The sequence below is a fragment of the Pedobacter caeni genome (assembly GCF_900129215.1).
GTDB lineage: Bacteria > Bacteroidota > Bacteroidia > Sphingobacteriales > Sphingobacteriaceae > Pedobacter > Pedobacter caeni.
On the sequence record NZ_FQUQ01000001.1, the window covers coordinates 585,861 to 605,750 of the forward strand.

Here is a 19,890-nt window from a genome sequence, read left to right on the forward strand (position 1 = left end):
GTAGTTATATAGTTTTATTTGATAGAATTTCCATATCCGACGATCACTACAGACAAGATAATCATTGTTATGCCCAGGATTACGGTCGTCAGGGTTTTTCTTTTTACTCCTGCCCATTCTTTGAGCACCAGGCCCCATATGTTGGCTACCAGAATGATAAATGCCATGTGCAGGATCCAGGAGCTGGCACCGTTACCAAGTTTACTTTCGCCCATTCCATAGAAAAAGAATTGTAAAAACCAGGTGGTGCCGGCAAGTGCAGAGAACGCATAGTTTGCCAGCAGGGGTGTATTTCTATTGGTATAGTCCCCAAAAGTTTTGTTTCTAAAGTTCAGTACCATGCACCAGAATAGGTTGGTGCTGAGGCCGCCCCATAAAATGAGGATATAGGTCACATTGTTCTGGAACAGGAATTCTCCCTGGTTGGGATGGGTACTTTTCCAAATTTCATTGGCCTGATGGGCCATGTCTTTTCCGGCATCAATACCAAATGCAAAACAGGCACTGAGTATTCCGGAAACGATAGACAGGATCAATCCTAAGCCCAGTTTGTATTCCTTGTTTGAGGGGTCTGTCTTTCCGGCAGAGATGAGGTCTTTTTCTTTCATTCCTCCGGCTTTACCGCAAATGATGATTCCGAGTACGCAGACCAGCAGGCCCAGCAAGACCATCTGCCCCCATGGGTTGTTCAACATATCGGAGAAACTGTCTTTTCCGGCCTTAGGCCAGAAATTATAATATAGGGAGGGGATTAATGCGCCGAAAACAGAACATAGACCGAGGATGATGGAGCTTCCCAGAGAAACCCCCAGGTACCTGACCCCCAATCCGTAAGTCAGTCCGCCAATGCCCCATAATACACCAAAGAAATAGGTGAGGAGCAGAATTTTTCCTTGTGTTGCGGCAATGATGGAAGGAAAATCTTCGATGGTTAGGTATGCGGCCAGGGGTGGCACAATGAGCCAGGAAAAAAGTCCGCCTATGATCCAGTAACTTTCCCAGGCCCAGCCTTTCACTTTTTTATAAGGAATGTAAAAGCTACCGGAAGCAAAGCCTCCTGTGAAATGGAAAATGATACCGAGAATTACCTGCATACGTTTAGGGCTATAAATGGTTTAGTTTTATGGCCCTAATTTATACAAGTTGAAAGGATCAACTGTCCTGTACCATCATGGTACTCCGGTAAAAAGAAGAGAAATTCTCTATAAAGAAGCTCTTTTGGTATAATAGAATGGAATTTCTATATGTCTTTTTGAATGGTCAAGGATCAGTTCGGCTGCTACTGCACCCATAAACCTGAAATCGGTAGATATGGTAGTGATGCCATCTAACAGGATCTTTTTCAAAGGAGTTTCATTGTAGGAGATCACCCCAACGTCTTTGCCGATTTTATAATTCATATCGATCATTCGTTCCAGTAAAACCACCAGGTCGTCTTCCATTAAATTGATAAATACTTCTCCTTCATTAATGGGTTCGGTCTCAATGTTGCTGACCACCTGATGGGAAAAAGCGTACTGCTGGCAAAAGCGATGAAAGCCATCCAGGATTTCCTTGGGAAAATAACCTGGTTCAGGAAAAATGATCTTTAGCGTATGGTATTTACTCAAAGGCTCCAGGGCTTGCTCCAATGCCTCATAGATGTTCTTTTCAAAGTTTTCGTATACTGCTCCAAAATCACCATCAATTCCAGGAATGAGCTTATCCAGCAAGATCAGTTTTGCTTTCGGAATAGCGTTAATGATTTCCTCTGCATATTCTTCTCCTTCCATAAAATGAGGGATGATCACATAATGCGTATAATCTTCCTTTTTATTGGTCAGAAAGCGCTTAAAAAGACTAAGATCATTGTTGTAAATGTAAAAATCTACAGAAACATCATGGCCAAGGGCATGGATAAACGCATCATAAACTATTTTTTTATGTGCACTGAGCTTATTGAACAGCAAAAACACCTTTAACTTTCTTTTTACATCTGTACTGCTGATGTAATAGCCCTTGCCCGGAACAGAGTTGATGACCCCAATAGATTTCAGGTATTTATAGCCCTTTTCCGCCGTATCCCTGGAAATCTCCAGTTTATAGCTCAATTCGTTTATAGATGGGAGCAAGGCTTCTTTTTTTAGCTTTCCAAGTTCAACGGATTTGATGATGGCGTCTGAAAGCTGCAGGTATTTAGGCGTTGCAGAGTACTCATCAACATGGATAAAATCAAAAAAGGTTTCGGTCTTCATGGCTTAAAAAAAAGCAATTTACAGATTTGCGGGAATATGCTATAGAAAATGATCAGCCTCCTCATCGATCATTCGTGATTTTGTATAGATTTGAGTAGACTATGAGAGGGAAAATAAAAGAAGAATTAGGAGACCATCTAAATGGGGCTTGCTTAACAGCAGGCTCAGACTGTTTAGTATTAGGTATACAGGGGGATTGGTACTTCCTGCTGGATGAATTTAATGTTTTTGGTATTCTCAGGAAAGGTGAGGTAGAAATAACCGATGAGGAGAAACCTGATTTCTGGATAGAGCGTAACGGAAGAACAGTTCCTGAAGAATGGCATTGGGAAAATTTCCTCAGTCTGCAAGGTTGTCCGTATGACGAGTGGAACGAAATATGGTTCATTACACAATTTGCGAAAGGTTTTTCAAAATTCAATTTACCGGAACTACCTCAGCCGTTTAACAAAGCGAATGACATTGACTATAAATACCAAATAGTGAAAAATTATCTGCAAATAGCAGAAGACTTTGATAATCTTATAGAACCTGAGCCAATAAGCTGGGGGTATTTATTTTACAGGTTTGAGAATGACCTAAGTAGTATCAGGTGGGCTGATGGAAAGCAGATACCCTTTAAAAAGGTATTGATCTCAGGAGAAAGTTCAGGTTTTGATGTTTTAAAAGGTCTGATATATGAAATAGGAAGTTCATTTCAGCGTCTGAAACCGTCGGTGGATAGGGAATTGCTGGATGGAATCAGGAACAGAATATTGTTTTCCATCTGGGCAATTTTTGGGACTAAAGAATTTGAAGTTTACAAATTGGTTTATGATAAACATTCTGAATCGGACTACCTTCTTCAATATGGGACGGAACACTACTTTACATTGTCATTTGAACTTCTTACTTAAATAAGATATATTTATCTATGAAAAAAATATTCCTTTCTTTATTGCTGATCTCAACCTGTAGCCACCTTCTTTTTTCTCAGGAGGTAAATACTGCCAAATTGGATAGTTTCTTTAATGCTTTGGATAGGAATAATCGCGCTATGGGCAGTTTTGCCATCTCAAGAAAGGGGAAAGTGGTGTATCAGAGGTCTATTGGGTATGCTTCGCTGGAAGAACAGAACAAGATTTTGGCATCCAATGTCAGCCAATACCGAATCGGTTCTATTACTAAAGTCTTTACCTCGGTTTTGATCTTTCAGCTCATAGAACAAGGGAAAATCACATTAGACACCAAACTCTCTAAGTTTTTTCCTCAATTTCCGAATGCAGAAAATATTACCATAGAAAATTTGCTTAGCCACACCAGTGGTCTGGCTGATTATGTTAACGATCCGAAAGACCAGATATGGATTACCAACCCACATACAAAAGCCGAACTGCTGGATGTTGTTGCTAAAGGCAAAATACATTTTGAACCCGGAAAAGGAATGTCCTATTGTAATTCTGGATTCCTGCTTCTTGGTTATATACTGGAAGAGATCACTGGTCAGTCTTACGCTAAACTTATTGAGAAACGGATCTCTGCAAAAATTGGCCTGAAGCATACTTTTTCATCAAAAATTAACAATTCAGGAGCCCTTGAGGCCAGACCATATGCCATTGCCGAACCATGGAAGTCAGTAAAAGACCTTTATTTTCCCAATATAATTGGCGTAGGGGATATTTTATCAACACCAACAGATATGCTGACTTTTATCAATGCCCTGACTGAAGGAAAGTTGGTAAGCACCAATAGCTTTGATCTGATGAAGCGTTTTAAATCTCCGGGAAATACAGGAATGGGGCTTTTTGGTGTTCCATTTAATGAGAAGCTAGGTATAGGCCATAGTGGCGGAACCCGGGGCACTTTTAGTTTCCTGGTGAAAATGGAAGCTGATGATCTTGCTTATGCCGGATGTATTAATGGCGCAAATTTTATGCCTAATGATGTTACGATTGCGGCATTAGTTATTTCTTACAACCAGCCTTATAAGATCCCTGTTTTTTTAACTGCTGCAGAGCTGGAACCTTTTCTTGGCAATTATTCATCGGCACAACATAATTTAAAAATCAGTATTACACAAAAATCGGCTACGCTGATTGGGCAGGCAACAGGTCAATCGCCCTTTGTTCTTTCTGCAATTGATAAAAACAAATTTGAATTCATGCAATCCGGTATATCTGTAGAATTCAATAAGGAAAAACAACAGATGATTTTTAAACAAGGCGGAAAGACCAGTTTATTTGAAAAAGAGAAACCACAGTAAGTTTTTGATCAGCTCAGGGAATCTGCTCAAAGAAGAAAATAAAAGGGAGGCACCTGGTCTGGTGCCTCCCTTTTATTTTCATAACTTATTAAATAGCCTATTTCCAGCCGCCTCCCAGCGCCTTATATAAAGACAACTGGTTGAGCACCTGGTGTTTCTTTGCCTGAACTTCATTCATCTCTGCATCCAAAACGTTTCTTTGGCTGGTGATGATGTCCAGGTAAGTTACCCTTCCCGTCAGGAAAAGAATATTTGCCGCTTTAACCGCTGCATTTAAAGCCTTCACTTCGTCAGAAATGTGAATTCTTTTCTGGTTGATGTAGGCCTGTGATTTTAACGCATCCTGGACTTCATTGTAAGCCTTGAGGACGATCTTCTCATAGTTTTGGAAGGCGATACCATAGGCAGCAACATAACTCTCGTATTCCGCACGTATGCGGTGCTGATTAAAAATGGGGGCGGTCAGGCCACCGAGTAATCCATAAGCCAATGCGGTTTGAGGTTGGAACAGTTTACCCAGGTCAAAGGACTGCAAACCGATCTGTGGTGCCAGTACAATGGCCGGCAAAAATGCGGCACTTGCTGCTTTACCTTCTTTCTGTGAAGCAATCAATTCCAATCCTGCCTGTCTGATATCCGGTCTTAAAGCAATCATTTGCAAAGGAGTTCCTTCATCTAAATTTTTTGTAGAAATAAATGGTTCAAGTCCTTTTTCTGTCAGCTGAATAGGCCCATTAAACCTTCCCGTTAAAAAGTTTAAATGATGTTGCATCAGACTAACCTGTTGCAGTACTTCCTGTTCTTTCGCTTTTGAATTGGCAAGCACTGCTTTAAATTGTTGAACACCTAATTCTGTGGCCATGCCGGCTTCTTTCTGAACTTCGATCAGCTGAAGTCCTTTCTGCTGCAGGCCGATATTTCTGTTCAGGATTTTAAGCTCTTCATCCAGGGTCAGTAATTCAAAATAGGCCGTTGCGACACTGCTGACCAGCTCCGTCTGAACCAGTTTTTGCCCTTCATAAGTAGCCAGGAATTTATTCAGTGCTGCCTGTTTTTTGTTTTTAAGCTTTCCCCATAGATCCAGTTCCCAGGAAGTTCTGATACCCACAAAATAGTCTGGAACGGGATTAGGCAGCCGCTCGTTATCCTGTAGGTTTCCGGAGAAATTGGTATCGTAATTACCGATTCCATCAACCGTGTAGAAACCATACCTGCGCAAACCTGCCTCCACGGCAAGGTCTATGTTAGGCAACATGGCACCTTTACGCAGGCGTAAATTGGCTTTCGCCATTTCAATATGGTGCAGGGCCTGCTTCATGTCAGTATTGTTTGCCAGCGCAGTATCGATTAAAGCAATGAGGTGTTCATCCTTAAAGAATTCCTTCCATTGGGTGTTGGCAACTGTTACGGTATCAGTCTTTTGTCCATAAGAAGAAGGTGTGCTTCGGTGTTGGTGTTCAGGAAGTTCTTTCTTCAGGTTACAACTGCTGATCAAGATGATACCCGCTATAACTGTCGCTGCATTTGTGGCAATGGCTACCTTCTTTTTCATCAATGAAGAGAACAATACATAAAGGCCAGGGATTACAATTACACCGACTATCGTTCCGATGATCATTCCACCCACGGCTGCAGTTCCGATAGAACGGTTCCCCAATGCACCTGCTCCACTTGCAATCATTAGAGGAACAAGTCCGGCAGCAAAAGCGAAGGAGGTCATTAAGATCGGACGTAAACGGGCTACAGAACCCTCTATTGCAGCCTGTAAAAAGCCCATGCCTTCCTGCTGCTTGATAATGGCATACTCTACAATGAGAATGGCGTTCTTTCCAAGCAAGCCGATGAGCATCACCAGTGCAACCTGTGCGTATATGTTGTTTTCCAGACCGAACATCCATAAAAACAGGAATGCCCCAAAAATACCGGCAGGTAAGGATAGTAATACCGGCAATGGAAGCAGGAAGCTTTCATATTGTGCAGCGAGGATCAGGTATACGAAAAGTAAACATAGCGCAAAGATGTACAATGCCTGGTTTCCGGAGAGGATTTGTTCCCTCGTCATACCAGACCATTCGATTTCGTAACCTGCAGGTAACTTTTTAGCCACCTTTTCAACCGCTTCAATCGCCTGTCCGCTGCTGAATCCTGCTGTCGCATCCCCATTTAGCATGGCTGAAGAAAACATGTTATAGCGGGTAATCTGCTCCGGTCCATATACCCGTTCCATGGTAATAAAAGTGGAGAAAGGAAACATTTCTTCTTTGTCGTTTTTAATGAAAAGGTTCAACACATCCTCCGGTTTCTCCCGGTAATTAGGGCCTGCCTGTACCATTACTTTATACATTTGTCCGTAACGGATAAAGTTGGTCGCATAAAAACTGCCCATTAAGGTTTGCAAGGTGTTCATTGCATTCTCCACACTGATCCCTTTTTTCGCGGCCAGGTCATGATCTACCTTGATGAGGTATTGTGGAAAGCTTACGTCAAACGTGCTGAATACATTACCGATCTCTGGCGTAGCCTTTAAATCTTCCATGAACTTTTTCATCACCTCTGATGTCTTGTTGAGGTCGTCAGCGCCTGTTTTATCCAGGAGGCGCAATTCAAATCCGGATGAGTTACCAAAGCCAGGAACGGTAGGTGGAGGGAAAAACTCGATGTCTGCATCCATAATATGGGCAGTGGCTTTTTTCAGCTCCGTAATCATTTCCGTGACCGATTCTTTTCTATTGTCCCAGGCCACCAGGTTGATCATTCCCATTCCATAGGAAGCTCCTGAAACTTCGTTCACAATGCTATAGCCCGCAAGGGTGGAAACCGTTTCCACTGCTTTCATTTTACGGCTAATCGCATCAATTTCATTGAGCACACTTTCCGTTCTGTCTACTGTTGCCCCTGGAGGGGTAGTCACATTCACATAGATCATTCCCTGATCTTCTGTAGGAATAAAGCCTGAGGGAAGGATACTGCTCATTCCCCAGGTGGTGATAAAAAAGATGATGAGCAAGGCAAAAGTCAGAATTCGTCGTCCCGCTATCCTGCCAAGCAGGTTTTTATAACCTCCGGCCATTTTGTTGTAGCCCTTATTGAAGACTGCAAAAAATCTGGCCATCCAGCCTTTGGCTTCCGGTTTATCATGCGGAGAACGGAGGATAATGGCACATAGGGCAGGGGTAAGTGTTAAGGCATTGATTCCGGAAATGATAATTGCCGAGGCCAGTGTTAAAGAGAATTGTCTGTAGAAAATACCAACCGGTCCGGAAAGGAAGGCCACCGGGATAAACACTGCCGACATCACCAGTGTGATCGCCACTACCGGTTTACCCACTTCTTTCATCGCAGCGATGGTGGCTTCCATAGGCTGCAAATGTTCTTCTTCCATCTTCGCGTATACCGCTTCGACCACTACAATGGCATTGTCGACCACAATACCGATCGCAAGTACCAGGGCAAAAAGGGTGAGCAGGTTGATGGAGAAGCCCAGCATCTGCATAAAAAACAAAGCCCCGATCAGACATACCGGAACGGCAAGCGCAGGGATTAAGGTAGAACGGAAATCTTGTAAAAAGATAAACACCACAATAAATACAAGCACAAAAGCCTCCAGCAAAGTGATCAGTACGCTGGAGATCGATGCATCAAGAAAACGGGAAACATCATAACCCATGGTATATTTCATTCCCGGCGGGAAGGAATTTTCCTGCAATGAGGCCATCTTTTCCTTCACATTTTTGATGACTTCCTGGGCGTTTGAACCCGGTAGTTGCTTCATCATAATGGATGCAGAAGGCCGTCCATCGGTTTTAGAAACCATTTCGTAATCCAGTGAACCAAATTCTACATCAGCAATGTCTTTGATCCGGATAATGGAACCATCTGCATTTGCCCTGATCGGAATGTTTTTATACTCTTCGGCATCAGAAAATTTACCAGGATAGCGCAATACATACTGCTGCATGTTGACTGATTTATCGGACCCGATTCCGGTTTGTCCGGGAGCAGCCTCCACGTTTTGCCTTCTGAGGGCAGCGATTACATCGTCACTTGAAATCTTGTAAGCCGCCAGACGGTCTGGCTTCAGCCAGACACGCATCGCATAATCCCTTAAACCCATGATCTGGGCAAAACCCACACCTTCAATCCGTTTGAGTTCTTTCAGGATGTTAATGTCAGTAAAGTTATAGATAAAGCGTTCATCAGCAGACTTGTCATCACTGTAGATGTTGAGGTACATGAGCATGCTGTTCACCTCTTTTTCGGTGGTTACACCAGCTTTAATTACCTCTTCGGGCAATTCATCCAACACGGTAGTCACCCTGTTTTGTACGTTTACAGCGGCAATATCAGGGTCTGTACCTACTTTAAAGAACACCTGGATTAAGGTCGTTCCATTGTTGGTGGATACAGAGCTCATATAGGTCATGCCTGCAACTCCATTGATGGCCCTTTCCAAAGGAATGGCAACGGCATTTGTACTTACTTCGGCATTGGCTCCTGTATAGTTTGCGGTGACCACCACCGAAGGGGGCACGATGTCAGGAAACTGGGTTACAGGCAGGGTAAACAGGGCCAGTAGTCCCAAAAGGGTAATAAAAAGCGATATGACCAGCGATAATACCGGTCGTTTTATAAATTGTTCAAACATAATATGATGGGATTTATGCGGATTGCCCTAATGGAGCTATCTGCAATAAATACGGGTTGAATTAGGAAATATGTTTAGTTTTTAGCAATTGGATTAGTGTCTTTTAAGTTAAGGTCGACCGGCTTGATCTGAATTCCGTCACGCAGGTTTTGGGTGCCTTCAAAAACAATCTTATCGGATTTTGTTAACCCGGAGCTGACCATATAGTAATGACCCACTCTTTGTCCGGCCAGGAATGGTGTCATTTTAATCTTGTTGTCTGGCCCTAAAACATAAACATAGGTTCTGTCCTGGATCTCAAAAACAGACTTCTGGTGTACGGCAAGGATTTCTCCGGTTTCTATCGGAACGCTGATTTTACCCGAAGCACCGTGTTTCAATAGACCCTCAGGGTTAGGAAAGGTCGCTTTTAACGACAACGAGCCCGTCTGACTTGCGAATTCACTTTCTGCAAATCGTGCCTGGCCTGCAAAGGGATAAACAGCACCATCTGCAAGGGTCAGTTTAACCTGTTTCTTAAAGTTGTTTTTTACATATCCGGCATCACTGGCAATGCTCAGGTATTCTTTTTCCGTGATGGAAAAGTAGACATTCACAGCACTCAGGTCGGACACAGAGGTGAGGAGGGAACCTTCCTCCAACAGGCTGCCTGCTTTTAACGGCAATCGGTCAATCCGGCCGCTGAAAGGAGATTTGATCAGGGTATTGGACAACCTGGACTTTGCATAGCGCAATACAGACCTGGCTTCGGCAATCCGCGATTCTGCCGCTTTAACTTTGGCTGCTGCCAGATCAAGCTCTGTTTTGGAAACAATGTTGTTTTTTACCAGCAGTTTTGTTCTTTGCTGTTCCAGTTCAACTGTCTTTGCATCGGCAATGGAATTGTTCAATACCGCTTCTGCTTTACTGAGATCAGCCTTATACTCTTCGTCGTTTATCTTAAACAGAATCTGCCCTTCTTTTACTGCTGAGCCTTCTTCTACATATATTTTCTCTAAGAAACCGGATAAGCGGGACCGGACTTCTACATTTTTTACGGCCTGTATATCGGCAATATATTCTTTGTAAATCGTGGTGTCTAACACATGGATCGCAGCAACAGGCACGGATTTGGACTTGTCGGTGGTAGGGGTTTCTTTACTTTCAGAAGAGGTACAGCTGACAAGTGCAAGTGCAACAAAAAGAGGGGAATAAGCTAAAAAATTAACCTTCATGGCAATACTGATTTTTGTGGACGTATGTATTTACGCCCAGATGTATAAATGGTTTAATGGAATTCGCAGGAATAGAATGGATGAGATTAGTAAAGGCCGGGGCTCAGGCAAAGCAGAAATTTGCCCGCGCTTAATGCAGGGGCCTGTTTATGAAATGCCGGTCTATAGGAATTACTAATAAAAAAGAGGGCTTGCCCTAGAATGGTTTTAACCTGAAAAGGTGGGAGTAATAACTCGGTAAACAAACACTTTTTGTTCTGTAAAGCGGATGTTCAATGACAATTAGTTTTCCGATCTGCTTAAACAGAAAAAAGGAAAGAAAAACGATGATTGCAGGTAAGATATAAATGCCGGTCTGGAAAAGACGGTAATTCTCATTCGGAATTTTTATGTCGTCTTCGTAGTTGTGCATTGGAATATCCAGCAGGTCATCAAGTACAATTTCCAGAATTGAGTCGCCCGCAAACGTAGACTGCTTTTGATTTATGGAAGTGTCTCCAGCTTCATAAGCAATAATGTTGAGGTACGCAAACAACGATAGAAAATGAAATAGTTTGATAAACATACGGTTTCAAAGATATAACAATAGGCTACCTGATTGTTTGCAGATAATTGTCTTGACATTTTTATGATAAATGCCGTGTTTACTTTAAACGGTTTGACAGGTAATCTTCAATCTTGCCCTTCAGGCGGTCATGTTCCACCTTGATTTTTTTTAGTTCTTCCTCCTTATACCTTAATCCGGCTGCAGGATCTATAATACAAAATTGCTTTGTGCTTTGCTTGCCCCTGTAGATGTCTACTCTTTCTCCGGAATCCAGAAATTCCTGAGGGGTATACCATATTCTGGTGGCCACTGAATAAATCAGGCACCTGGCCAGCCGGGCTTCTTTTGCAATAGGTTCTTTAGCTACAAATGAAGGATCTTTGATCCTTCTTTCCTTCCAATCTCTGTCGATCATCTCCTTAGTGTTATGTTTTACACTGCAATAATGCTAAAAATATTAGCAAATACAAATTATTGTGTTTCTTTTTACCGGCGGGAACTCCAAACCTGTACAGGGATTAATCTCTTATCATTTCAGGAGAGTCGCAGATTTTTAACTGGCATTTATTTTCTCAAAACTTTTACAATCAGTTTTCAATGAGTAGCACTAATTTTATTAGATTAGAATCATTGATTACAAAATCAACTTTAAAGGGAGATAAATACGGATGAACAAAAAAATACAATCTACAAATACCAATCCTCCTGATCTTCAGCTTGTCCTCGAAAATGAGCTTGTCAAACTTGTTCCACTACAGGAAGGTGATTTTCAACGGCTTTATGCAGTGGCATCAGATCCCCTCATCTGGGAACAACATCCCAATAAGGACCGTTACAAAAGAGATGTGTTTGAAAGTTTTTTCAAGGGAGCAATGGAATCTGGTGGTGCTTATCTGATATTAAATAAAGATTCCGGAGAGGTCGTTGGCAGCAGCAGGTATTATGATTTCGACCAGGAAAAGAAGCAGGTCTTTATTGGCTACACCTTTGTTGGCCGTAAGTTCTGGGGACAGGGATACAACCCTGCCTTTAAGCAGCTGATGATCGATTATGCTTTTCAATTTGCTGATCAGGTGATGTTCCATATCGGAGCAGAGAATGTCCGCTCACAGATGGCCATCGGAAGGTTAAATGCCCTGAAAGTTGGAGAAGAGGAGGTGGCCTACTATGGCGAAACACCTAAAAAGAATTTTGTTTATCAGATCAGTAAACAAGACTGGTCGGGGATTTAAGCCAACATCATATGAAAATCAGCGATAAGGATACAGGTAAGATATTTGAATTATTATCACGCATTCGGGATGAGGACCCTGATGCGCGAAAAGAAGCTGCAGCCTTTGCAGATCAGATTTATTATTGGGAGGAGCAAAATTCCAATGTCCTTCTTGTTTTTGAGCATTGTGAGGTTGATCGGGTACAGAAATGTTTTGCCGGTTATCGGGGCGGAGCTTCCAGTTTCTATATTCCCTCCGGTTTTAAAATTAGAAATGTAACACTGGATAACAGAATTTATACTTTTGTTGCTGAAGATGGGAGGTCGGTTTCTGCGGGTTTAGAAGAAATCGGAAGGATGTGGGACCTGATTCCTTTGGGCGCTGGAAGGGTAAATGAAAGTTATATAGACTGGGCCTTCAGCAATTGCAGCCGGAAAAAGGATACTGCAGACTATACCCAGCAGGGAATAGGGGAATTTACTTTTGCCTATGGCACTTACACTTTCGACGAGTATCAATCAAAGGATCACAGTTTTTCTATTATCGTTCATGTCGATGATGTCAAAGACCTCCATACCTGCCTTTCGGAGATTGATCCGGTTTTAAGACGCATTCCTGAACTGGACAGTACCTCGAGGAAAGAACTCGCTGCTAAGCTATCCATCACAAAAGAGGAACTGGAAATGATTAGTCTCGATGCACTGGACTATTACAGGTATGGAGAATTTGACCTGACCTATTGTTTGCCTGAAGATTCAGCAGTAGAATATGTCAGGGTCTGTTATTCAAAGGAAGGCCTGCCGGTTGAGGCTACCTTCGGCAATTTTTAAATGACCAACCTTACTTCCAGCTTTGGAATTCTCCGGCCTCATAACTGAGTACGCCTGTTTTAGCATCATATGCGTCTTTAGACAGGATAGGGATGGGCATCGCTATTTTCGACTGTTCAGGATGATGGGTTCTATTCACCAGAGTAGTAACCTTCGCAGGAATGATGGGCTTTCCGTTCATGAGGATGTTCTTAATGTCCAGCTTAACTACCGGCAAGTCCTTATAATTGATGGCCGAATTTGCCGCTTTCGGTTTCTCCTTAGCAAAATTGATCACCGCACCATATTGCTCCAGAAAAATGATGTTGTATGGACTGATGGACAATTTTTTTCCTGGAAAAGCCATGGATCCTATGATGACTTTCTTTCCTGTTTGCAGGTCCTGAACACTCATGGTCACCCAGCTGTGTTCATATTCGCCCCAGGCAAACATCAGGTCCTTACTTTTATACCCTGCAGGAAGCGGCTTCCCTTTCACCTCTCCCGACTTATACAAGGTCAGCCGATAAGTGCCCTTATCCCATTTTAGCTTATTCCGGACGCTGATAAAATCGCCCTCCCCATCACTGCTGGCATAATAGCCCTCTCCCTTTAAAGCAGCGGTATCCCTCTCCATCCATCTTGAAAAAATCCCTCCACGGCCAATCTTTCTCTCTTTTCCTCCTTTGACAGGCCTCCCATCTGAGGAGGTCTGGATACCCCCATAAAAAGGAATTCCATTAAATGAACCATTGAATGGGGAAATGTAAAAGTTATACCCCTTGGGGATTTTGGTTTTAATTTCCACATCTACAGAAAAGCGCTGAAAATCTAAATTTGCGGTATCTAAGGGAATAAAAGTGTTAATGAAATGCAAAGGGGCCAACACAATACTATCAGGATACTGAATGTCACTCTGCATTTTTTTCCTAATCTCTTTATCGATGTCAGAATTCTCATATTTCTTTTTAAGCGTTTCTTTATTGGGGTTTTCTGTCTGAGCGGATATGCTATAAGAATTGGTGACCAGTAAGGCCAGCGTAAGGAGTCGTTTCATAAGTATATCAGATATTTGGGACTGCAATATCGATAAAACTAAATGCTTGTAAATGGAGTGTAATGTTAAATATTGTTAACGGTGATTTAGTATCGTTTCCATGACCACCTTTCGCAGGTATTTACTAACCGGTACCTGATGCTTTTGAATGTGCAGGATATTCCCATCAATAGTGTCAATTTTCTGTATCCCTGCAATATAAGACTTATGGGTTTGTATAAACTGTCTGGCAGGTAATTTTTCCAGTAATGATTTGATCGTAGTATGGGTTACGATTTTTTTGTCTTTGAGATGAATGGCTACATAGTTTTCCATTCCTTCGATAAATAAGATGTCAGCAAAGACGATTTTTTCAAATTTACCATTAACCTTTAGAAACAAATAAGTCTGGCCCTGTTCCGAAACGGTGCTCATTTCAAAGTAGTCTTTGGCTTTTGTGGCCGCTTTTAAGAAACGTTCATAGGAAATCGGTTTTAAGAGATAATCCATTACCTCAAGTTCAAAGCCCTGAATGGCATATTGTTCGTAGGCTGTGGTAAATATGACTTTAGGAGGGTTGCGGACCGTTTTCAGGAATTCAATGCCGGTGATGAGGGGCATTTGTATGTCCAGGAAAAGCAGGTCTACAGGTTGCCTTTCCAGCAGGCTGTTCAGCTGTAAAGCATCTTCACAGCTTCCCTTGAGGTCAAGGAAACTGATCTTTTCTATATACCCTTGTAAACCTTTCCGGGCATAAGGCTCATCATCCGTAATGATGCAAGTGATTTTATCGCTCATACCTGAGTTTTAACATGACTTTAAACTGGTCATTTTCCTGTTTTATGTCTAACAAATGGCGGTCAGGGTAAACAAGATTAAGCCGTCGTTTAAGATTTTCCAGGCCAATGCCGCCTGTTTTGCTTTCAGTGGTTTTAATGGTCGGAACATCATTCTCCACACGAAATATGATGTTTTCATCATCTATTTCAGCAGCAATGCTCATCTGATACCCGCCACCTACAAATTTAAATGCATTTTCTATCAATGGCAAAAAGAACAGGGGATACACTTGTTGCTCCTTTAACTGAGGATCGAAAAACAGGCTCAGCTTCAATCTGTCGGTACTCCGTACTTTTTGCAATTCAATAAAGCTTTGCAGGTAGTCAATTTCCAAAATTACATCAACCTGTTGTTGCTGGTCGTAAAGCTGATACCTGAGCAATTCAGAAAACTTTTCAATACTTCTCTTTGCACCGGGCAAGTCCTCGTCCATCTGGAAGTAAATGGTATTTAAAGCGTTAAAAAGAAAATGAGGATGATATTGGGCTTTAAGGAATTTGAGTTCTGTTTCCAGATGTTCATTCGTTATTTTTTCCAGCAGGACCTTATTGTCTACATAAGCCTTTAACCAACTTCTGCTGCGTGCAATGCCGTAGTAAATAATGGCATATAAAGTTGGGATGATGGTCAGGTCTGCTACATCTACCCAGGAAAGTCCATCATCTGTAAATGTGGCCATTGGGATCAGGATCAGGTAGGTCAGGAGCAGATTGACACCTATAAGCTGTAGTAATTCTCTGATGATGCCCTGGTAATTTAAATGATGGCGCCGCCCTTTGTCGTAAAACCGGAAGAGTGCTTCGAAAATGGCAATGCTTAAATAACCCAGCAGGATGCTGCAAAGGATTTCAAAAATGTTTAAAGCTAAGTCTCTTTTCCAAAATTGGGTGTCAACCGCAAGATCATGCAACAACCTGATCGTGAAATAGATCAGGAGGCCATAAAGTGCCGGGAAAATATACTTTTTGAATAACTTCATGTCAGGTGGTTTCTTCTTTCAGCTTTTCAGTTCCCTCTGTTTTTTTGATAGGTTTCATCCCGAATAAAAATCTGCTGACTGCAAAAGGACGGATCAGCAAATGATAAGTCAGTACACTAATAAAAAAGGTGAGAGCTAAAGTATAAATATATTTAGATAAAATACTTTCATCAGGCAGCTGAACAATGTAATACACCAGAATGACGATCACGGTCTGATGCAGGATGTAAAAGGGATAAGCCGCTTCATTTAGATAGCTCAGCAGTTTGTATTTGCGGTTGAGGTAATGTTTTCCATATCCAGTTAACGCAAATACCCATGCCCATGCGACGATTGGTTTTAACGCATAAAATAGGGACGCAAAGGATTCATCCCGAAAATACCAGTTCTCATAACCCGGTTCAATTTTATTCCACCTTAAGTAGTTCAGCAACATCAGTGCTAAAAAGCCTATGGTTAAGGCAAACCTACGGTTACGTTCCAGGCTATCCATCAATTTGGGTTCAAGGATACAGATAAAGCCGGCCATGAGAAAGAGTAACCAGTACACAAAATAGGCGGGATCGTTAATCAGATCATTGGTTTCAGGAAAGGCGGGACTCATCAGTGTATACCAGATGATTCCCGGGAGCATCAGCAGGTATACCCGTTTATCTTTAGCCAGCATTTCCAGTTTTGTTTTGAAACCATTGCTCTTTGAAGAGATCAGCCATGCAAACAAGGGTGCAAACATCAGGTCGTATATAAACAAATAGGCAATAAACCAAAGGTGGTGCCAGCTGAAATTGCCCTTTGGGTAGGGGACAAAATCGAATATCCTTGGGTACCATTCCCAAAAACTACCTTGATATCCACTTACCAGGCGTTCCATATAAACCTGAGGTGGAACAATGATCAATATGCTGAATACAAGAGGAATCAATAGCCTGCGAAAGCGTAAGCCGATGAAGTTTAACGTAGATCTCCGTTGCATCATGTAAAAGCTTACCGTACCGGAAATGAAGAACAACAAAGGCATGCGGAAAAGATGGAGAAACATATTGGACTCCATCAGCAGGTTGCTGGTTTCTGCATTTTTGATATGCCATCCATCTTCCGCAACATAGGGCATGGCCGAATGAAAAAATAATACCCCTGCTATGGATAATATCCTGAGCCAATCAAGATAGGTTTGTCGTGCTGTGTTTTCCATTTTTGTTCTTTTTACACAAGAAAAGAACTTCGCGTAAAATGGAGCGCTTTTTTTTGACCACAGGGCGGATTTTCCTGATCAATAGGTTATTTATGGATTTACAGCCATGTGCAGGGCAATTCTGTTTCCCTCGCTATCCTTAAATTCGGCAACAGATCCATATTCGCCATTGGAGGTTTCAGGATATAAAATTTCCCCTCCGTTTTTCAGGGCTAATTTTAGTGTGGCATCAATATTTTCTGTCCTGAAGTAGATCAGGGTGCCATTTATAGTCGGTTTGTATATTTCTCCTTTCGCCAGGGCTCCTGAAATACCGCTATCGGCTACTGTAAAAGGAAATAATGCCATTTCATTGTGATCGATGGTGTCTTTTTCAAAGTCAAAATTGAAAACGGCAGCGTAAAACTTTATGGCCCTGGCCATATCGGTTACCGGAATTTCAAAATAGACCACAGGGTTGGAGTTCTTTTTGGTGCTCATCTTTGATGTTGTTATTGCGTCTTTTGTAAGGGATTCTTTCTTCTCGCTTTTACAGGAATATAGCGTAATGATCAGCCCGATGCCGGTTAATAAGCAGGTTGTTTTTTTGCTGATCATCTTAAGTGTAAATTGTAAATATCATCATTGGGATAATCGCTTCTATCAAAATGCCTGGTAATTTTTTATCGTATAAATCAGTCCGTTTTCAAATATACAAAATGGATATGTCTAAAATGTGCCAATTCTTGTCCTGTGCCGTCTTTTTGGAAAGGGATAAGGATTGGGATATTTAATTTTGAAGAATTACACCGTCAGATTTCTTAATAAATTAAGTAACTTGATGGCCTGGAATTAAGGACATTAAAATGAAACTCAATATAGACGAAAGCATACATCTCGAACTGATTGGCGAACAACACGCTATTGGATTGTATGAAGTCATTAATGCCCATAGGGCACATTTCTCGGAATTTTTAGCCTGGGGTGACAATGGTCAGTCGCTGGAAAATTTCGTTAATTACATCAAAAATTGCGAACAAAACTATCTGGAGGGAGCTGAAATAAATTTTGTGGTCTTCTCAGATGGAATTCCTGTTGGAAAAATGGGATTACACTATATCAATACGCAAAATAAATGCGCCGAAATTGGCTACTGGCTCAGTAAAAGTGAGGAAGGCAAGGGAATCATTACCAAATCATGCAAAGGTTTGATTGGTTATGCTTTCAAAGAATTGGGTTTAAACAGAATAGAAATTCTTGCTGCGGAAGGCAATGTCAGAAGCCTGGCCATCCCAAAGAAACTGAATTTCACAAAAGAAGGCATATTGAGACAGGCAGAACTGGTTAATGATAAATTTCTTGACCTGGTTTTATATTCAATGCTGAGAGAAGAATGGGAATCATAAGAAACATCATCATCTGTGGCTTTCTGTTGTCTGTGTTTAGTGCATGTGCGCAAAAGCCTAAGGACGATAAGATCAAAGGCTACCGCATGTCGAGACTGACCGGGAATATGGAGTTTTACAACAGCAAAAATGAGAAAATAGTGGAATATCCATTCAGCAACATCACCCTGGACGAAAAAGAATTGGGTTTTTATACCGTAGGAACATTAACCAAACGTGGGATTATGACTGACAGAGGGGTTATGGTAGTCGATACCCTTTATGAGTGGCTGGGCATCATTGACATGAATCTGGCCATCGTTTATGATAAAAGTAAGTATGGATTAATAGATTTTAAAGGAAAGATCATTGTTCCTGTAATTTATGATGATATCACAGAAGCTAAAACTCCCGGCTGCTTTGAAGTAAAGAAAGATGGGAAATCAGGAATTATGAATAAAGAGGGGAAGTTCATTAGCCCACTAAAATAGCATTATGGAAATGATCCTTTTATTAGTATTGTCATTGCCCTTACTGGGGTATGTCGTTTATAAGCAAACGAGAAAAGGGGTTGCCTCATCAGTAAAAACCCTGGAATACGTATTCATTGTGAGTTTTACACTTTCTTTTTTATTGTTCTGCTGCGGGTTAATGATTTATGATGCGGACTATCATAAGGCTATTGATATTGTTGATGGGGGCTATTCGCCTTTTGCATCGAAACACCTGCTCAGTCTCCTGACCTTTTTTTTCCTCGCAGCACTCGGATTACTGATGCTCTGGCTAAAAGGCAGAAAGATGCCTCCCTTGTTGTTTGTACTGATGTTGGTTTTTGTTTTAATCGGCATACCCATCAGTGCTGCGGTATTTTGCCAGGTCACCTATAACACGGAGAACTATGCTGCCTGGATGTTCGGATTCTTACCTTTTGTTTATATCGTAACTACGGTAGCGGTAATTTGTAAATGCGTTGTGGAAGAGGCAGCGGTTGCAAATGACAAGGTTTACCGGAATAAAGTACTGAATTATTTGAACCAGAAGATGTCAAATACCAAACATCAGCCATTTTATATATTGATTTTGATGGTTCCTGTCTTTGTCATCATAGTGGCCATATTGATCTTGTTCGGACAGGAATCAGATTCGATGACCAAGGTGTTTACCGAAACAACAACATGGCGTTTTTCGACTAAGACTCATCCGCCGTTTTTAGATCATCAAGGTCATTATTTATGCACAGTTGCTGTTTGTGGCGATCCGAAAGTAGTAAAACCGCTTCGTTTGGGCCTAAGACATGGGCATGAAATTATCGTAAACAGGCAGTTGCTCATTGCCAATGCTTTTGAAGAGTTGATCCAGGAAAACCTTCCCGGCTTGCATCGGGTAATCAGGGGTTTTTATGATAAATACGGTTATCCCTTGTCAAAAAAGATCACCAGTCAGCAGGGATCAAACCTGGTTTACAGGTTGATGAAACCTCTTGAGTATTTCTTTCTGCTGTGTTTGTATATGTGTAGCACAAAACCAGAGGAAAAGATTGCGAAGCAATATTCGCAATCCTGATAACTCGTTTC

At 41.7% G+C, this 19,890-nt stretch carries 19 protein-coding genes; 8 read left to right on the top strand and 11 right to left on the bottom strand.

Translation table 11 applies throughout. From position 1 onward, the window contains the following. Window positions 1-14: 14 nt before the first annotated feature. Both rhaT and BUC20_RS02370 read right to left on the bottom strand, forming a co-directional pair. Entirely contained in the window at window positions 15-1,094 is a 1,080-nt protein-coding gene (rhaT, locus tag BUC20_RS02365; RefSeq protein WP_073226907.1) for an L-rhamnose/proton symporter RhaT, read from the bottom strand. 108 nt (window positions 1,095-1,202) lie between these two features. Next, on the bottom strand, window positions 1,203-2,234 hold the full coding sequence (locus BUC20_RS02370) for a GntR family transcriptional regulator (protein WP_073226910.1): 1,032 nt from the start codon (window positions 2,232-2,234) through the stop codon (window positions 1,203-1,205). Between the two features lie 101 nt (window positions 2,235-2,335). Between BUC20_RS02370 and BUC20_RS02375 the strand changes: the two genes are divergently transcribed. Both BUC20_RS02375 and BUC20_RS02380 read left to right on the top strand, forming a co-directional pair. After that, window positions 2,336-3,130, top strand: coding sequence for a hypothetical protein (locus BUC20_RS02375; protein WP_073226912.1), 795 nt, complete (start codon window positions 2,336-2,338; stop codon window positions 3,128-3,130). A gap of 17 nt (window positions 3,131-3,147) precedes the next feature. Further along, on the top strand, window positions 3,148-4,476 hold the full coding sequence (locus tag BUC20_RS02380; protein ID WP_073226915.1) for a serine hydrolase domain-containing protein: 1,329 nt from the start codon (window positions 3,148-3,150) through the stop codon (window positions 4,474-4,476). 97 nt (window positions 4,477-4,573) lie between these two features. Here the strand turns inward: BUC20_RS02380 and BUC20_RS02385 are convergent, their stop codons facing one another. Then, a complete protein-coding gene (locus BUC20_RS02385) occupies window positions 4,574-9,121 on the bottom strand; it encodes an efflux RND transporter permease subunit (RefSeq protein ID WP_073226918.1) in 4,548 nt (1,515 codons plus the stop codon). A gap of 74 nt (window positions 9,122-9,195) precedes the next feature. Then, the gene (locus BUC20_RS02390; protein WP_073226919.1) at window positions 9,196-10,335 is read right to left on the bottom strand and encodes an efflux RND transporter periplasmic adaptor subunit; all 1,140 of its coding nucleotides are present in this window, start codon (window positions 10,333-10,335) and stop codon (window positions 9,196-9,198) included. On the opposite strand from BUC20_RS02390, the gene BUC20_RS02395 reads away from it, so the two are divergent. Beyond that, window positions 10,334-10,513, top strand: coding sequence for a hypothetical protein (locus tag BUC20_RS02395; protein WP_073226923.1), 180 nt, complete (start codon window positions 10,334-10,336; stop codon window positions 10,511-10,513). The genes BUC20_RS02390 and BUC20_RS02395 overlap by 2 nt on opposite strands. An 18-nt stretch (window positions 10,514-10,531) precedes the next feature. Here BUC20_RS02395 and BUC20_RS02400 read toward each other — a convergent pair whose 3' ends face one another. Together BUC20_RS02400 and BUC20_RS02405 are read right to left on the bottom strand one after the other, a co-directional pair. After that, a complete protein-coding gene (locus BUC20_RS02400) occupies window positions 10,532-10,900 on the bottom strand; it encodes a hypothetical protein (RefSeq protein WP_073226925.1) in 369 nt (122 codons plus the stop codon). Between the two features lie 79 nt (window positions 10,901-10,979). Further along, window positions 10,980-11,297 carry a hypothetical protein gene (locus BUC20_RS02405; protein ID WP_073226928.1) on the bottom strand — a complete coding sequence of 106 codons (318 nt, stop codon included), beginning with the start codon at window positions 11,295-11,297 and terminating at the stop codon, window positions 10,980-10,982. A gap of 253 nt (window positions 11,298-11,550) precedes the next feature. On the opposite strand from BUC20_RS02405, the gene BUC20_RS02410 reads away from it, so the two are divergent. Continuing rightward, complete coding sequence (locus tag BUC20_RS02410; RefSeq protein WP_073226930.1) at window positions 11,551-12,114, top strand: GNAT family N-acetyltransferase; 564 nt, start codon at window positions 11,551-11,553, stop codon at window positions 12,112-12,114. A gap of 11 nt (window positions 12,115-12,125) precedes the next feature. Continuing rightward, window positions 12,126-12,926 (top strand): hypothetical protein, encoded by an 801-nt coding sequence (locus BUC20_RS02415; RefSeq protein WP_073226932.1) that lies wholly within the window; start codon window positions 12,126-12,128, stop codon window positions 12,924-12,926. Between the two features lie 10 nt (window positions 12,927-12,936). Here the strand turns inward: BUC20_RS02415 and BUC20_RS02420 are convergent, their stop codons facing one another. The 5 genes from BUC20_RS02420 to BUC20_RS02440 all read right to left on the bottom strand — a co-directional run bounded on the left by BUC20_RS02420 (window position 12,937) and on the right by BUC20_RS02440 (window position 17,549). Beyond that, window positions 12,937-13,962, bottom strand: a complete 1,026-nt coding sequence (locus BUC20_RS02420) for a hypothetical protein (protein WP_073226934.1) — start codon at window positions 13,960-13,962, stop codon at window positions 12,937-12,939. A gap of 75 nt (window positions 13,963-14,037) precedes the next feature. Further along, window positions 14,038-14,739 carry a LytR/AlgR family response regulator transcription factor gene (locus BUC20_RS02425; protein ID WP_073226937.1) on the bottom strand — a complete coding sequence of 234 codons (702 nt, stop codon included), beginning with the start codon at window positions 14,737-14,739 and terminating at the stop codon, window positions 14,038-14,040. Beyond that, window positions 14,729-15,760, bottom strand: coding sequence for a sensor histidine kinase (locus tag BUC20_RS02430; RefSeq protein ID WP_073226940.1), 1,032 nt, complete (start codon window positions 15,758-15,760; stop codon window positions 14,729-14,731). Before BUC20_RS02430 ends, BUC20_RS02425 begins: the two co-directional genes overlap by 11 nt. Before the next feature lies 1 nt (window position 15,761). Continuing rightward, the gene (locus BUC20_RS02435; RefSeq protein WP_073226942.1) at window positions 15,762-16,952 is read right to left on the bottom strand and encodes an acyltransferase family protein; all 1,191 of its coding nucleotides are present in this window, start codon (window positions 16,950-16,952) and stop codon (window positions 15,762-15,764) included. A 90-nt stretch (window positions 16,953-17,042) separates the two neighbouring features. Further along, window positions 17,043-17,549, bottom strand: coding sequence for a VOC family protein (locus BUC20_RS02440; RefSeq protein WP_084528462.1), 507 nt, complete (start codon window positions 17,547-17,549; stop codon window positions 17,043-17,045). A gap of 248 nt (window positions 17,550-17,797) precedes the next feature. Between BUC20_RS02440 and BUC20_RS02445 the strand changes: the two genes are divergently transcribed. From BUC20_RS02445 to BUC20_RS02455, 3 genes are read left to right on the top strand one after another with little or no spacing between them, the layout of a single operon-like run. Further along, on the top strand, window positions 17,798-18,337 hold the full coding sequence (locus tag BUC20_RS02445) for a GNAT family N-acetyltransferase (protein ID WP_073226945.1): 540 nt from the start codon (window positions 17,798-17,800) through the stop codon (window positions 18,335-18,337). After that, window positions 18,325-18,807: a WG repeat-containing protein gene (locus BUC20_RS02450; RefSeq protein WP_073226947.1), complete on the top strand. Its 483-nt coding sequence runs from the start codon at window positions 18,325-18,327 to the stop codon at window positions 18,805-18,807. Before BUC20_RS02445 ends, BUC20_RS02450 begins: the two co-directional genes overlap by 13 nt. Window positions 18,808-18,811: 4 nt before the next feature. Continuing rightward, window positions 18,812-19,879, top strand: coding sequence for a DUF6688 domain-containing protein (locus tag BUC20_RS02455; RefSeq protein WP_073226950.1), 1,068 nt, complete (start codon window positions 18,812-18,814; stop codon window positions 19,877-19,879). The last annotated feature ends 11 nt before the right edge of the window (window positions 19,880-19,890 follow it).